The following is a 16,200-nucleotide window of genomic DNA, read 5'->3' as shown; positions in this document are numbered from 1 at the left end:
TCACTATTATTTCTGCATTTCACGCTCAACGCGTTTGGCGACACCCGGCATAACCTGTTGCGGATCATTTCCCATCCAGACTTTTTTCAGCCCGTCGTTGAGAATGCTATTCCATTTCGCGGTATTTGAACCGGCGGTGGGATATTGGTGAGAAAACGCCAGTGAATCGATATAGGCGGAAACATCAACACTCTTAAAGCCATCCGCCCATGCTTTGGCGACTTTCTGATTAGCCGGAATCACCACTTTGCCCGCTGCCAGCGTTTGCTGCGCATGTTCTGAACTCATGAATTCAATGAACTTCCAGGCGGCCTCTTTATGCTGGCTTTTGGCAGACATGGCGAATGCCAGGCTATGAGAGACGCCAGCCTGTTCTGCCATTTTGGGCATCGGAACTACCCCGACATGATCGTTAATCAGTTCGTTCTGTGAGAACGGCAGCGCCCACCACGAGCCCGCGTAGATCATCGCCACCCGATTGGACTGGAAGACATCGGCAGCTTTCATTTCGCCTGGCGGCTGGAGCAGTCCTGCCTTCAGCATGCCCTGAACGTCGCGATACATGGCGATCGCGTTGTTGCTGGCAACGTCCGTTTTACCCTCTGGCAGGATAATCTGAGTGCCGGCCTGGAGCAGCAGGTTAAAGTAGCTGTCCTGACCGCTGCCGAGATCCATCGCCAACGGATAAGAATGCTGATCCAGATTTTTACGTAACTGTTCCGATTTCTGTTTTAAATCGTCCCATGTCCAGTTTTTATCGGGATAGGTTACGCCAGCCTGATCAAACATTTTTTTGTTATACCACACGGCAATCGCGTCGATATCACGTGGAATAGCGTATTGTTGAGACTGGTACTGATAAGCATCGACAGAGCTTTTCACGAAATCATCAAGATTTGGTGATGAATTATCTTTTAAATAAGGGGTCAGTGGTTCCAGCATGCCGTTTTTAACGTACTGTTGAAAATTCGGCATATTCATCCAGAATACATCCGGCGCCACATTACCCCCGACAGCAGAACTGAGCTTTATGAAATATTGATCGTAGGGTGTTAGTTCAATTTCAACTTTCACACCGGGGTTATTTTTTTCAAACTCATTAACCAGTTGCTGTTCGCCGGGAAGTTGATTTCGATCCCATAGCGTGTAGCGTAATTTAACGGGCTTATCTGTTGTCTGGCCTTCTGCACTGGTAACAGCCGGTGCGGCCAGTAAACAGGAAAAAAGGCATGCCAGGGCAACATTATTTTTATTCAAGGTATACATAACTTCCCTCTTTATTCGGGTCAGAATGTCGGTGAGGTAAATTACAGAAGCCATTGAATCTTCTGTGTAACAAAGGGGAAAGTCAAAGAGGGAAAAATGAGCGAATTATCGCATTAAAACAACCTGGCTTTTCGGTAGGTTTCTCTTTTATCAAAACGAAAAGAGGGCGAAAAGGGAGGCTTCAGGCATTGTTTTTTCTTTCAACGGGTTAGGATTTTTCTACCGACGAAAAGCGAAAAATGGCGGGCGAAAAATTAACCTTCAAAACTGCGAGCACTATCACCTTATCTTTCGCGGACAGGAAAGAAAAACGGGGAGTGTTCCCCCGTTTTCCCGGTTGCTTTCGTTTCGAAAGATCAGGTCACTGGCGCCGGGTTAAAGACGGCCAGCTGATTGTGCAGTCCCCATTGATCGGAGAACGTTTTCTTACGGCCGCTGGCGACATCGAGAATAAACTCGAACAGCTTCTGACCGACTTCCTCAATGGTCTCTTCGCCGGTGGCGATAGTACCTGCGTTGATATCCATTAAATCGTACCAGCGATTTGCCAGCTCGGTTCGCGTCGCCATCTTAATCACCGGCACGGCCATCAGGCCATACGGCGTGCCGCGACCGGTGGTGAACACCTGGACGGTGATCCCGGACGCGACCTGCTGTGTGCCGCAGACAAAATCGCTGGCGGGCGTTGCGGCATAAATCAGACCGCGTTTGGTCGGGCGCTGGCCCGGAGAGAGCACTTCGACAATCGCGCTTTTACCGGATTTCGCAATTGAGCCCAGCGCTTTTTCCACCACATTCGCCAGTCCCCCTTTTTTGTTACCCGGAGAGGGGTTCGCGCTACGATCGGTTTTCCCCATATCGAGATAGTTGTCGTACCAGGCCATCTCTTCCAGCAGACGTTTACCCACCTCTTCGTTGATGGTACGCGGCGTCAGCAGATGAATCGCATCACGCACTTCAGTGACTTCGGAGAACATCACCGTGGCGCCGCAGCGTACCAGCAGATCAGAGGCGTAGCCCACCGCCGGGTTCGCCGTCACGCCGGAAAACGCATCGCTGCCGCCGCACTGCATGCCGACGACCAGTTCAGACGCCGGGCAGGTTTCGCGCTGGCGCAGATTCAGCTTAGCCAGATGGCGCTCAGCGACCTGCAGGATATCATCGACCATAGAACGAAAGCCTACATGCTTCTCGTCCTGAAGGCTGACGATGCTGGCGCTGTCGACCGGAATACTTTGCACATCGTCGGTACCTTCCAGCAAACGCTCCGGCTGCAGTTTTTCACAGCCCAGGCCAATGACCATCACTTCGCCGCCAAAGTTTGGATTCAGCGAGATGTTATGGATGGTACGAATCGGCACCACGGCTGCCGGCGCGTTAATTGCCACGCCGCAACCGTACAGGTGGTTAAGTCCGACCACTCCATCGACGTTCGGGTATTTGGGCAGCAGATCGCGCTCAATGATTTTGACGACATAATCCACTACGCCCGCCACGCAGTGCACGCTGGTGGTGATGCCGAGCAGATTCTTGGTGCCTACGCTGCCATCGGCGTTGCGGTAGCCTTCAAAGGTATAGCCTTCCAGCGGCGGCAGGGGCTCCGGGACTTTGGTCGCCAGTGGCAGCGTGTTCAATGGCGGCGCTTTCGGCAGCTCAACCATGGATTCATCAATCCAGCTTCCGCGCGGAATGTCGCGCATGGCGTAGCCGATCACTTCACCGTAACGTACGATTTCGCCATGAACCGGAATATCCACCAGCGCGACTTTATGTCCCTGTGGAATATGTTCAATCAGCTCCAGTCCATCCGGGAATCGCGTCCCGGCTTTCAAACCATTGTCATTAACAATGATCGCCACATTATCTGTTTCATGGGCCTTTATATAAAATGCGCTCGGCGATTCTTGTCTGATTTCGATGTTGGCCATTGTCCAGTATTCTCCAGCCGGGTGATATTAATATAGAGAGATTCTGCAAATCTGATTATTAAAATAAGGAAAAGCTGTCGTGAAATAAGGATGTCAGGAGTTCAAAAATAAGAATGTGATCCAGATCACTCGTTATGGTGAAAGCCCGGCTATCAGGGGTGGTAAAGCGTAAATCTGTGCATCAGCGCCCAGCGTTATGGGCATTTGCTCAAGATATTATTTGCAATTAACGTTGTTAATGAGCATCTGCACAATGCGTAATGCTTTCTGCCTGATTATACTGAATTACGAACTGAGTCTCTGCATTTATTAATAAGCGATAGCGTCTGTCATCAATAAATAATAATAAAAATGTCTGGTTAAGTGCCTGAGGTAAATAAAATGATTCTGGATACCGTGGTAGAAAAAAAGAAAGGTACGCATACCCGCTATTTAATTCTGCTGATAATTTTTATTGTCACAGCGGTTAACTACGCGGACCGGGCGACGCTATCCATTGCCGGTACCGAAGTTGCTAAAGAGTTGCAGTTGAGCGCTGTGTCAATGGGCTACATCTTCTCTGCCTTTGGCTGGGCCTATCTGCTGATGCAAATCCCCGGCGGCTGGCTGCTCGATAAGTTTGGTTCGAAAAAAGTTTACACTTACAGCCTGTTCTTCTGGTCGCTGTTCACCTTCCTGCAAGGCTTCGTGGATATGTTCCCGCTGGCCTGGGCAGGGGTTTCCATGTTCTTTATGCGCTTTATGTTGGGTTTCTCGGAAGCGCCTTCGTTCCCGGCAAACGCCCGTATTGTCGCGGCCTGGTTCCCGACTAAAGAGCGTGGAACCGCGTCGGCAATCTTTAACTCTGCTCAGTATTTTTCACTGGCGCTGTTCTCGCCGCTGCTGGGCTGGTTGACCTTTGCCTGGGGCTGGGAGCACGTCTTCACTGTGATGGGCGTGATAGGGTTTGTCCTGACGGCGCTATGGGTCAAACTGATTCATAACCCCACCGATCACCCACGGATGTCCGCAGAAGAGTTGAAGTTCATCTCTGAAAACGGTGCGGTCGTGGATATGGACCACAAGAAACCGGGCAGCGCAGTGGCAAGTGGTCCAAAACTGCATTACATCAAACAGTTATTGACCAACCGCATGATGCTTGGCGTGTTCTTCGGACAGTATTTCATCAACACGATCACCTGGTTCTTCCTGACCTGGTTTCCGATTTACCTGGTTCAGGAAAAAGGAATGTCGATCCTGAAAGTGGGGCTGGTGGCTTCGATTCCGGCGCTGTGTGGTTTCGCTGGCGGCGTACTGGGCGGTGTGTTCTCGGATTATCTGATTAAGCGCGGTTTTTCAATCACCGTTGCGCGTAAGCTGCCGATTGTGCTGGGAATGCTGCTGGCCTCCACCATCATTCTGTGCAACTACACCGACAACACCGCGCTGGTGGTGACGCTGATGGCGCTGGCCTTCTTTGGAAAAGGATTTGGCGCACTGGGCTGGCCGGTGATTTCGGACACCGCGCCGAAAGAGATTGTGGGCCTGTGCGGCGGGGTATTTAACGTCTTTGGCAATGTGGCATCTATCGTAACGCCACTGGTTATCGGTTACCTGGTAAGTGAACTGCATTCCTTCAACGCCGCGCTGGTATTCGTTGGCTGTTCCGCGCTGATGGCAATGGTGTGCTACCTGTTTATTGTCGGTGACATTAAACGTATGGAATTGCAGAAATAATTAACGGTTAAGTGACAAGGTAAAAGTGATGAATAACGACATCTTCCCGAACAAATTCAAAGCAGCACTGGCTACGCATCAGATTCAGATTGGCTGCTGGTCAGCGCTGGCAAGCCCCATCAGTACCGAAGTCTTAGGACTGGCGGGCTTCGACTGGCTGGTGTTGGATGGCGAGCATGCGCCAAATGATGTCTCCACCTTTATTCCGCAACTGATGGCGCTGAAAGGCAGTTCCAGCGCGCCGGTTGTGCGTGTACCGACCAATGAACCGGTGATTATCAAGCGCCTGCTGGATATCGGTTTTTACAACTTCCTGATCCCGTTTGTGGAAACAGAAGAAGAGGCGGTGAACGCCGTGGCGTCGACGCGTTATCCGCCAGAAGGGATCCGTGGCGTGTCCGTATCGCATCGCGCCAACATGTTTGGCACCGTCCCGGATTACTTCGCGCAGTCCAACAAAAACATCACCATCATTGTGCAGATTGAGAGCCAGCAGGGCGTGGATAACGTCGACGCTATCGCCGCCACCGAAGGCGTCGACGGTATTTTCGTTGGTCCAAGCGATTTGGCTGCGGCGTTAGGCCACCTCGGCAATGCGTCTCATCCGGAAGTTCAGAAAGCCATTCAGCACATCTTTGCCCGTGCGAAAGCGAACGGCAAACCGAGCGGCATACTGGCACCAGTTGACGCCGACGCACGTCGCTATCTGGAATGGGGGGCTACGTTTGTTGCCGTCGGCAGCGACCTGGGCGTGTTCCGCTCCGCCACACAGAAACTGGCTGATTCCTTTAAGAAATAACCACCACCGAAACAAGAGAGATAATTGATATGACGATGAAAGTTGGTTTTATTGGCCTGGGTATCATGGGTAAACCAATGAGTAAAAACCTCCTGAAAGCAGGTTACTCGCTGGTGGTTTCTGACCGTAATCCTGACGCGATCGCTGACGTTATCGCGGCAGGTGCAGAAACCGCGTCTAACGCCAAAGCGATTGCTGAGCAGTGTGATGTGATCATCACCATGCTACCGAACTCTCCGCACGTGAAAGAGGTTGCGCTGGGCGAAGGCGGCATTATCGAAGGGGCGAAACCGGGGACGGTGCTGATCGATATGAGCTCCATCGCACCGCTGGCGAGCCGTGAAATCAGCGACGCGCTCAAAGCCAAAGGCATCGACATGCTGGACGCGCCGGTGAGCGGCGGTGAGCCAAAGGCAATCGATGGCACGTTGTCGGTGATGGTTGGCGGCGACAAGGCGATTTTCGATAAATACTATGATCTGCTGAAAGCGATGGCGGGATCCGTTGTTCATACCGGTGATATCGGGGCGGGTAACGTTACCAAACTGGCGAACCAGGTGATCGTGGCGCTGAACATTGCCGCGATGTCTGAAGCGCTGACCCTGGCAACCAAAGCCGGCGTAAACCCGGATCTGGTTTATCAGGCGATCCGGGGTGGTCTGGCGGGCAGCACCGTACTGGATGCGAAAGCGCCGATGGTGATGGATCGTAACTTCAAGCCGGGTTTCCGTATCGATCTGCACATTAAAGATCTGGCAAACGCGCTGGATACGTCTCATGGTGTTGGCGCTCAGCTTCCGCTGACCGCGGCTGTTATGGAGATGATGCAGGCGCTGCGTGCTGACGGCCTGGGAACTGCCGACCATAGCGCGCTGGCATGCTACTACGAAAAACTGGCGAAAGTGGAAGTCACTCGCTAATGACGTCGTGCCCGGTGGCGCTACGCTTACCGGGCCTACACAGTAGGCCGGATAAGTGAAACGTCATCCGGCGTTGTACAGCGTTGTGCAGTAACAGGCGATCATCATGAAAATCGTAATTGCCCCAGACTCTTATAAAGAAAGCCTTTCTGCTACTGAGGTAGCTCAGGCGATAGAAAAAGGATTTCGGGAAATTTTCCCCGATGCGCAGTATGTTTCCGTTCCGGTCGCCGATGGGGGCGAGGGGACGGTTGAAGCTATGATTGCCGCCACGCACGGTTCTGCACATTCCGCTCTGGTGACCGGACCGCTGGGTGAAAAAGTGAATGCCAGCTGGGGCATGTCAGGCGACGGAAAGACCGCGTTTATAGAAATGGCGGCCGCCAGCGGACTGGCGCTGGTTCCCCCCGAAAAACGTAACCCCCTGATTACCACTTCGCGTGGCACCGGGGAGCTTATTTTGCAGGCGCTGGACAGTGGAGCAAGCAATATTATTATCGGCATTGGCGGAAGCGCGACCAATGACGGCGGTGCCGGGATGGTTCAGGCGTTGGGCGCGAAGCTGTGTGATGCCAACGGAACTGAAATTGGCTACGGCGGCGGTAGCCTGAACACTCTCAACACCATTGATGTGTCTGGTCTGGATCCGCGCATTAAACAGTGTGCTATTCGCGTTGCTTGTGATGTGACCAATACGCTGGTGGGCGAACAGGGAGCTTCGCGGATCTTTGGCCCACAAAAAGGGGCGACGGAACCGCTGATCCTCGAACTGGACCGCAATCTGGCTCACTACGCGGATATGATTAAAAAATCACTGGGTATGGACGTGAGAAACGTGCCTGGCGCAGGTGCGGCCGGTGGCATGGGCGCGGCGCTTATGGCCTTTCTCGGCGCAGAGCTGAAAAGCGGAATTGAGATCGTCACCCAGGCGCTCAATCTGGAAGAACATATTCACGACTGTACGCTGGTGGTCACTGGTGAAGGACGCATCGACAGCCAGAGTATTCACGGCAAAGTGCCGGTCGGCGTGGCGAGTGTCGCGAAAAAATATCACAAGCCGGTGATTGGCATCGCGGGCAGTCTGACGCGGGATGTCGGCGTGGTTCATCAATATGGAATCGATGCTGTGTTCAGCGTGTTAACCAGTATTGGCACGCTGGAAGAGGCCTTTCGTGGCGCTTTTGACAACATTTACCGGGCATCGCGAAACATTGCGGCGACGCTGGCGGTGGGAATGCGCAGTGCGGGGTGACAAGGGCACGCAAACCCTCTATACTTCGCGCCGAAGCTGACCAGACAGTCGCCGCTTCGTCGTCGTCCCTTTCGGGGGAGACGGGCGGAGGGGAGGAAAGTCCGGGCTCCATAGGGCAGGGTGCCAGGTAACGCCTGGGGGGGAAACCCACGACCAGTGCAACAGAGAGCAAACCGCCGATGGCCCGCGTAAGCGGGATCAGGTAAGGGTGAAAGGGTGCGGTAAGAGCGCACCGCGCGGCTGGTAACAGTCCGTGGCACGGTAAACTCCACCCGGAGCAAGGCCAAATAGGGGTTCATAAGGTACGGCCCGTACTGAACCCGGGTAGGCTGCTTGAGCCAGTGAGCGATTGCTGGCCTAGATGAATGACTGTCCACGACAGAACCCGGCTTATCGGTCAGCTTCACCACTTTAAGAACCCCGCCACCAGGCGGGGTTTTTGCTTTTATAGATGATGTAGATGAATGACTGTCCACGACGCTATACCTGAAAGAAAGCGGCTTATCGGTCAGCTTCACCACTTTCACGTAAAAACCCGCTTCGGCGGGGTTTTTGCTTTTATAGACTGCAAAAACATACAGGCGGCTACAACGCTGTTGCCTGATTGCGCTTCGCTTATCAGGCCTACGAACTGAATCTTGTAGGCCGGATAAGATGCGTAGCATCGCCATCCGGCAGCGTTTTGAAACCCTCTCCCGGTAAGATTTTTCTTGTTATGTGACAACCAACACAAAACGCTGTCTGTAGTGAATCTGGCGAGAGAAACGAAAAGCAATCGATCGCCTTCACAATATTACACGCTATAGAAATGGCAAAACACAGTGTTAATATATTGTTGTGAATGATAATTGTTTGTGTGTGTATATTTAATTAATGATAAATTCAATGTTTCTTTACAAACAAATAAAGCAAAAAAACGTGATGTATAACATTATTTAACCCAATTTATGGTTTAAATATAATTAAATTTGATGAATTGCGAATTAAATTTAATGAATAATTTGACCGTTAATTGCACGATAATTGCTTGAAATATCGTCATTCCTCATTTTTAAACGTGACAGAAAAATAACCTGTGTTATCGCCATAAAATATTGTTATCCCCCCCTATTTTTTTGACAAAAATCAGACTAAAGTGACATTGAATTTACATAATCATTTGATTTTAAAGTATTTATTTATTTTATAATAACCACTTGAAATATAGGTGAAGGCAATTTGTGAGTGGTCGCACATATCCTTCTTCTCGTAATTTGTTACACTTCAGGCCGTCAACAATGTTATTAACGCAGGTCGATATGAATACGTTTGCTCTCCCAAAAACACAGCAGTTGGTGGTCTTTCAGGAAGTAATCAGAAGCGGTTCTATCGGTTCTGCGGCAAAAGAATTAGGCTTAACTCAACCCGCTGTCAGTAAAATTATTAACGATATTGAAGCATATTTCGGCGTTGAGTTGGTGGTCCGTAAAAATACTGGCGTTACCTTAACCCATGCCGGGCAGGTTTTGCTCTCCTGGTCCGAATCCATCACCCGTGAGATGAAGAACATGGTGAATGAGATGAACAGCATGACCGACAATACGGTGGTTGATATCTCATTCGGGTTTCCTTCGCTGATTGGTTTTACCTTTATGTCGGATATGATCCAGAAGTTCAAAGAGGTTTATCCAAAATCGCAAGTCTCTATGTATGAGGCGCAACTCTCCTCATTCCTGCCGGCTATCCGCGACGGGCGACTGGACTTCGCGATTGGTACGCTCAGCAATGAAATGAAATTGCAGGATCTGCATGTTGAGCCGCTCTTTGAGTCAGAGTTCGTGCTGGTGGCGAATAAGTCCCGAACATGCACCGGCACCACCACGCTGGAATCGTTGCAGAACGAACAGTGGGTGTTGCCACAAACGAATATGGGCTACTACAGCGAACTCCTCACCACCCTGCAACGAAATGGCATCAGCATTGAAAACATCGTTAAAACCGACTCCGTTGTGACCATTTACAATCTTGTTCTCAATGCTGATTTTCTGACAGTGATCCCGTGCGATATGGCCGCACCTTTTGGTTCAAATCAATTTATTACGCTTCCGGTGAAAGAATCGTTACCTATCGCGCGCTATGCCGCCATATGGTCAAAAAATTATCGTATTAAAAAAGCCGCATCGGTTTTGGTTGAATTAGCTAAAGAGTATTCATCTTATAAGAGTTGTAGGCGAAAGCAATTAATAGAAATTAACTAGTCGATTAAATTTAATTTAATCACCTATTCATACCAGCGTTCTTAATATATCAAACGTTGGTTATGGCTATCTATTACTTTACTATCAGGTAAGAGGTTACAATGCACATTACTTACGATCTCCCGGTTGCCATTGAAGATATCCTCGAAGCAAAAAAACGACTGGCGGGGAAAATATATAAAACAGGTATGCCTCGCTCAAACTATTTTAGTGAGCAGTGCAAAGGGGAAATATTCCTTAAATTTGAAAATATGCAGCGTACGGGCTCATTTAAAATTCGTGGCGCATTTAACAAACTCAGTTCATTGACAGATGCAGAAAAACGTAAAGGGGTTGTTGCGTGTTCAGCGGGCAACCACGCTCAAGGCGTTTCCCTCTCCTGCGCGATGCTGGGCATTGATGGCAAAGTGGTGATGCCAAAAGGCGCACCGAAGTCGAAAGTGGCTGCGACCTGTGACTACTCTGCGGAAGTGATACTGCACGGTGACAACTTTAACGACACCATCGCCAAGGTGAGTGAGATTGTCGAAATGGAAGGGCGTATTTTTATTCCACCTTATGACGATCCGAAAGTGATTGCCGGCCAGGGCACCATCGGTCTGGAGATTATGGAAGATCTGTATGATGTGGATAACGTGATTGTTCCTATTGGCGGCGGCGGTTTAATCGCCGGTATTGCTATTGCCATTAAATCTATTAACCCGACCATTAAAGTGATTGGCGTGCAATCTGAAAACGTACACGGCATGGCGGCGTCTTATCAGGCTGGAGAAATAACCACGCACCGAACGACCGGCACCCTGGCGGATGGTTGCGATGTTTCCCGCCCGGGTAATTTAACTTATGAAATTGTGCGTGAATTAGTGGACGACATTGTCCTTGTCAGCGAAGACGAAATTCGTAACAGCATGATTGCTTTAATTCAACGCAATAAAGTGGTGACAGAAGGTGCAGGCGCGCTGGCATGTGCTGCTTTATTAAGCGGGAAATTAGATGCCTATATCCAGAACAGAAAAACGGTCAGCATTATTTCTGGCGGCAATATCGACCTTTCTCGTGTATCGCAAATTACGGGTTTAGCAGACGCGTAAATCCGGCTATTAATCTTTTCGTTGAGGATAGGATATGAGTACTACTGACAGCATTGTATCCAGCCAGACAAAACAGTCGTCCTGGCGTAAATCAGACACCACCTGGACACTGGGTTTATTTGGTACTGCCATCGGCGCCGGGGTGTTGTTCTTCCCCATCCGCGCCGGGTTTGGCGGCTTAATCCCCATTCTTCTGATGTTGGTACTAGCGTACCCCATCGCTTTTTACTGCCACCGCGCGCTGGCGCGTCTGTGTCTGTCCGGGTCAAACCCGTCTGGCAACATCACGGAAACGGTTGAAGAGCACTTTGGTAAGACGGGCGGCGTGGTCATCACGTTCCTCTATTTCTTTGCGATTTGTCCGCTGCTGTGGATTTATGGCGTCACCATTACCAACACGTTCATGACGTTCTGGGAAAACCAGTTGCAGATGCCGGCGCTGAACCGCGGTTTTGTGGCGCTGTTCCTGCTGTTGCTGATGGCGTTCGTTATCTGGTTTGGTAAGGATCTGATGGTTAAAGTGATGAGCTACCTGGTATGGCCGTTCATTGCCAGCCTGGTGCTGATCTCCCTGTCGCTGATCCCTTACTGGAACTCAGCGGTTATCGATCAGGTGGATCTCAGTAATATTGCGCTGACCGGTCACGATGGCATCCTGGTCACCGTGTGGCTGGGCATCTCCATCATGGTGTTCTCATTTAACTTCTCGCCGATCGTTTCGTCCTTCGTGGTTTCTAAACGCGAAGAATACGAGAAAGATTTTGGCCGTGAATACACCGAGCAGAAATGTTCGCAGATAATCTCTCGCGCCAGCATGCTGATGGTCGCTGTGGTCATGTTCTTCGCCTTTAGCTGCCTGTTCACGCTCTCTCCGGCAAACATGGCAGATGCTAAAGCGCAGAACATTCCGGTGCTGTCTTATCTGGCAAACCACTTCGCTTCCCTGTCCGGAACGAAGTCGACTTTCGCCACCGTGCTGGAATATGGCGCCTCGATTATTGCGCTGGTTGCCATCTTCAAATCCTTCTTCGGTCATTACCTGGGAACGCTTGAAGGGCTGAACGGTCTGGTGCTGAAGTTCGGTTATAAAGGTGACAAAACCAAAGTCTCGATGGGCAAACTTAACACCATCAGCATGATCTTCATCATGGGGTCCACCTGGATTGTGGCTTACGCCAACCCGAACATTCTGGACCTGATTGAAGCGATGGGCGCGCCGATTATTGCCTCACTGCTGTGCCTGCTGCCGATGTATGCCATTCGTAAGGCACCGTCACTGGCGAAATACCGTGGTCGTCTGGATAACGTCTTTGTCACTGTTATCGGTCTGCTGACCATTCTGAACATTGTATACAAACTGTTTTAATCCTTAAGCTCAGGATGAGCGGAGTAGTGAAATGAATGAGTTTCCGATAGTTCTGGTGATTAATTGTGGATCGTCTTCAATTAAGTTTTCAGTACTGGATGCAAATAACTGCGACGTATTAATGGCGGGTATTGCAGATGGTATTAACTCGGAAAATGCGTTCTTATCGGTAAATGGAGGTGAGCCAGTGACGCTGGCTCACCACAGCTACGAAGGCGCATTAAAGGCGATTGCATTTGAACTGGAAAAACGCAATTTAAACGACAGCGTGGCCTTAATTGGCCACCGTATCGCCCACGGCGGAAATATCTTTACCGAATCCGCGATTATTACTGATGAGGTTATCGACAATATTCGCCGTGTTTCACCACTGGCACCATTACATAATTACGCGAACCTGAGCGGCATTGAATCCGCACAGCATCTGTTCCCTGGCGTCACGCAGGTGGCGGTGTTTGATACCAGCTTCCACCAGACAATGTCGCCTGAGGCGTATCTGTATGGTCTGCCGTGGAAGTATTTCGAAGAACTGGGCGTGCGGCGCTACGGCTTCCACGGGACGTCACACCGCTACGTCTCTCAGCGTGCTCATGAGCTGCTCGACTTGTCGGAACAGGACTCCGGTCTGGTGATTGCCCATCTAGGTAATGGCGCATCAATTTGTGCCGTCCGTAATGGCTGCAGCGTTGACACCTCAATGGGAATGACGCCGCTGGAAGGGCTGATGATGGGCACGCGCAGTGGCGACGTCGACTTCGGTGCGATGGCGTGGGTGGCCAGTGAAACAAACCAGACCCTGAGCGATCTGGAGCGGGTCGTGAATAAAGAGTCCGGTCTGCTCGGGATTTCGGGCCTGTCGTCTGACCTGCGGGTGCTGGAAAAAGCCTGGCATGAAGGACACGAGCGCGCACAGCTGGCGATTAAAACCTTTGTTCACCGTATTGCCCGTCATATTGCCGGACATGCCGCTTCGTTACACCGTCTGGACGGCATTATTTTCACCGGCGGTATTGGTGAGAACTCGGTATTAATTCGTCGTCTGGTGGTTGAGCATCTGGCGGTATTGGGGGTGAATATCGACAGTGAAAGAAATAACCTGTCGAATTCTCATGGCGAGCGCATTATTTCCACCCCTGCTGCCCGGGTTATTTGCGCCGTAATACCGACGAACGAAGAAAAAATGATTGCGCTCGATGCGATTCAATTAGGCCGCATTAACGCAGCCGTAGAATACGCCTAATTTATTTGTAGTTCTGTAGAGAGATTATTTTTCATGAAGGTAGATATCGATACCAGCGATATGCTGTATGCCGAAGCATGGCTTGGCTTTAAAGGTACGGACTGGAAAGAAGAAATAAATGTCCGGGATTTTATTCAGCACAACTACACGCCTTATGAGGGAGATGAATCTTTCCTGGCGGAGGCGACGCCTGCAACGACCGCATTATGGGAAAAGGTGATGGCGGGCATTCGTATCGAAAACGCGACCCATGCGCCGGTCGATTTCGATACCAATATTGCGACCACCATTACTGCGCATGATGCGGGTTATATCGAGCAGGAACTGGAGAAGATCGTCGGTCTGCAAACGGATAAGCCGCTGAAGCGTGCGCTGCATCCGTTTGGCGGCGTTAACATGATCAAAAGCTCGTTCGATGCTTATGGTCGTGAAATGGATCCGAACTTCGAATACCTGTTCACCGAGCTGCGTAAAACCCACAACCAGGGTGTTTTTGACGCCTATTCGCCGGACATGTTGCGCTGTCGTAAGTCCGGCGTCCTGACCGGTTTACCGGATGGTTACGGTCGTGGACGCATCATCGGCGATTATCGCCGTGTGGCGCTGTACGGTATCCGCTACCTGGTACGTGAGCGTGAACTGCAGTTTGCCGATCTCCAGTCGAATCTGGAATGGGGACAAAGTCTGGAAGCCACGATTCGTCTGCGTGAAGAGCTGGCGGAGCACCGTCGCGCGCTGCTGCAAATGCAGGAGATGGCGGCGAAATATGGCTGCGATATCTCGCGTCCAGCGCGTAACGCGCAGGAGGCGGTACAGTGGGTCTACTTTGCCTATCTGGCGGCGGTGAAATCGCAAAACGGCGGTGCGATGTCGCTGGGCCGCACCGCATCGTTCCTGGATATCTACATTGAGCGCGACTTCAACGCCGGGATCCTGACAGAGCAACAGGCACAGGAGCTGATCGATCACTTCATCATGAAGATCCGGATGGTGCGTTTCCTGCGTACGCCGGAGTTTGACACGCTGTTCTCCGGCGATCCGATCTGGGCGACCGAAGTGATCGGCGGGATGGGGTTGGATGGTCGCACGCTGGTCACCAAAAACTCCTTCCGTTACCTGCATACGCTGCACACGATGGGACCGGCTCCAGAGCCTAACCTCACCGTGCTGTGGTCAGAAGCGTTGCCGATTGCATTTAAAAAGTATGCTGCTCAGGTCTCAATCGTTACCTCGTCGCTGCAATACGAAAATGACGATTTGATGCGTACCGACTTTAACAGCGACGACTACGCGATTGCCTGTTGCGTGAGCCCGATGATAATCGGTAAGCAGATGCAGTTCTTTGGCGCGCGCGCCAACCTCGCCAAAACGCTGCTTTACGCCATCAACGGCGGGGTGGATGAGAAACTGAAAATCCAGGTGGGGCCGAAAACCGCGCCATTGCTGGACGACGTGCTGGACTACGACACGGTGATGGACAGCCTGGACCACTTTATGGACTGGCTGGCGGTGCAGTACATCAGCGCGCTGAACATCATCCACTACATGCACGATAAGTACAGCTACGAAGCATCGCTGATGGCGCTGCACGATCGCGACGTCTATCGCACGATGGCGTGCGGGATTGCCGGGCTGTCGGTGGCGGCGGATTCGCTCTCTGCTATCAAGTACGCGACGGTGAAACCGGTTCGCGACCATAACGGACTGGCGGTCGATTTCGTGATTGAGGGGGAATACCCGCAGTACGGCAATAACGACGAGCGTGTGGACAGCATCGCCTGCGATCTGGTTGAGCGCTTTATGAAGAAAATTAAGGTGTTGCCGACCTACCGGAACGCAGTACCGACGCAGTCGATTCTGACCATCACTTCTAACGTAGTGTATGGACAGAAAACCGGGAATACCCCGGATGGACGCCGCGCCGGAACGCCGTTCGCACCGGGTGCGAACCCGATGCACGGTCGTGACCGTAAAGGCGCTGTCGCCTCGCTGACCTCCGTGGCGAAACTGCCATTCACCTACGCGAAGGACGGGATTTCGTACACCTTCTCGATTGTGCCTGCAGCACTCGGCAAAGAGGATCCGGTGCGGAAAACCAACCTGGTCGGGCTGCTGGATGGTTACTTCCACCATGAGGCGCATGTGGAAGGCGGTCAGCATCTGAACGTTAACGTAATGAACAAGGAGATGTTACTGGATGCCATTGAACATCCGGAAAACTATCCGAACCTGACGATCCGCGTCTCCGGCTACGCCGTGCGTTTCAACGCGCTCACCCGTGAGCAGCAGCAGGACGTCATTTCGCGTACTTTCACCCAGGCGATGTAACGTTATCGGGGCGGTCTGCAGATCGCCCCGAGTCATTATGCGTATGAAAACCTGGTC

11 protein-coding genes and 1 other RNA gene are annotated in these 16,200 nt (G+C 51.3%); 10 read left to right on the top strand and 2 right to left on the bottom strand.

All coding sequences use genetic code 11. The features are described from left to right. Nucleotides 1-6: 6 nt before the first annotated feature. Both QNN88_RS14965 and garD read right to left on the bottom strand, forming a co-directional pair. Nucleotides 7-1,266 carry an ABC transporter substrate-binding protein gene (locus QNN88_RS14965; RefSeq protein ID WP_414240915.1) on the bottom strand — a complete coding sequence of 420 codons (1,260 nt, stop codon included), beginning with the start codon at nucleotides 1,264-1,266 and terminating at the stop codon, nucleotides 7-9. A gap of 356 nt (nucleotides 1,267-1,622) precedes the next feature. Next, entirely contained in the window at nucleotides 1,623-3,194 is a 1,572-nt protein-coding gene (gene garD, locus QNN88_RS14960) for a galactarate dehydratase (RefSeq protein WP_414240914.1), read from the bottom strand. A gap of 381 nt (nucleotides 3,195-3,575) precedes the next feature. Here garD and garP point away from each other — a divergent pair, with 381 nt between their 5' ends. From garP to tdcE, 10 genes are all read left to right on the top strand, one after another. Further along, complete coding sequence (garP, locus tag QNN88_RS14955) at nucleotides 3,576-4,910, top strand: galactarate/glucarate/glycerate transporter GarP (RefSeq protein ID WP_058587539.1); 1,335 nt, start codon at nucleotides 3,576-3,578, stop codon at nucleotides 4,908-4,910. A 28-nt stretch (nucleotides 4,911-4,938) separates the two neighbouring features. Next, nucleotides 4,939-5,709 carry a 2-dehydro-3-deoxyglucarate aldolase gene (gene garL / locus QNN88_RS14950; RefSeq protein WP_414240913.1) on the top strand — a complete coding sequence of 257 codons (771 nt, stop codon included), beginning with the start codon at nucleotides 4,939-4,941 and terminating at the stop codon, nucleotides 5,707-5,709. 29 nt (nucleotides 5,710-5,738) lie between these two features. Next, nucleotides 5,739-6,629, top strand: coding sequence for a 2-hydroxy-3-oxopropionate reductase (garR, locus tag QNN88_RS14945; protein WP_090050689.1), 891 nt, complete (start codon nucleotides 5,739-5,741; stop codon nucleotides 6,627-6,629). A 106-nt stretch (nucleotides 6,630-6,735) separates the two neighbouring features. After that, complete coding sequence (gene garK / locus QNN88_RS14940) at nucleotides 6,736-7,881, top strand: glycerate 2-kinase (protein WP_414240912.1); 1,146 nt, start codon at nucleotides 6,736-6,738, stop codon at nucleotides 7,879-7,881. Nucleotides 7,882-7,913: 32 nt separating this feature from the next. Beyond that, nucleotides 7,914-8,290: RNase P RNA component class A (gene rnpB, locus QNN88_RS14935), an RNA gene on the top strand. Between the two features lie 889 nt (nucleotides 8,291-9,179). Beyond that, a complete protein-coding gene (gene tdcA, locus QNN88_RS14930) occupies nucleotides 9,180-10,118 on the top strand; it encodes a transcriptional regulator TdcA (protein ID WP_414241031.1) in 939 nt (312 codons plus the stop codon). Nucleotides 10,119-10,219: 101 nt separating this feature from the next. After that, nucleotides 10,220-11,209 (top strand): bifunctional threonine ammonia-lyase/L-serine ammonia-lyase TdcB, encoded by a 990-nt coding sequence (gene tdcB / locus QNN88_RS14925; RefSeq protein ID WP_414240911.1) that lies wholly within the window; start codon nucleotides 10,220-10,222, stop codon nucleotides 11,207-11,209. A 34-nt stretch (nucleotides 11,210-11,243) separates the two neighbouring features. Beyond that, nucleotides 11,244-12,575, top strand: a complete 1,332-nt coding sequence (tdcC, locus tag QNN88_RS14920; RefSeq protein WP_414240910.1) for a threonine/serine transporter TdcC — start codon at nucleotides 11,244-11,246, stop codon at nucleotides 12,573-12,575. Nucleotides 12,576-12,606: 31 nt separating this feature from the next. Continuing rightward, nucleotides 12,607-13,815: a propionate kinase gene (tdcD, locus tag QNN88_RS14915; protein WP_414240909.1), complete on the top strand. Its 1,209-nt coding sequence runs from the start codon at nucleotides 12,607-12,609 to the stop codon at nucleotides 13,813-13,815. Nucleotides 13,816-13,848: 33 nt separating this feature from the next. Beyond that, the gene (tdcE, locus tag QNN88_RS14910; RefSeq protein WP_414240908.1) at nucleotides 13,849-16,143 is read left to right on the top strand and encodes a 2-ketobutyrate formate-lyase/pyruvate formate-lyase; all 2,295 of its coding nucleotides are present in this window, start codon (nucleotides 13,849-13,851) and stop codon (nucleotides 16,141-16,143) included. Nucleotides 16,144-16,200: the final 57 nt, after the last annotated feature.

This window comes from Citrobacter sp. ANG330, assembly GCF_047467925.1.
GTDB classification, from domain to species: Bacteria; Pseudomonadota; Gammaproteobacteria; order Enterobacterales; family Enterobacteriaceae; genus Citrobacter_A; species Citrobacter_A amalonaticus_G.
The sequence above is the reverse complement of the archived record's forward strand: the minus strand, read 5'-3'. Positions and strand labels throughout refer to the sequence as shown.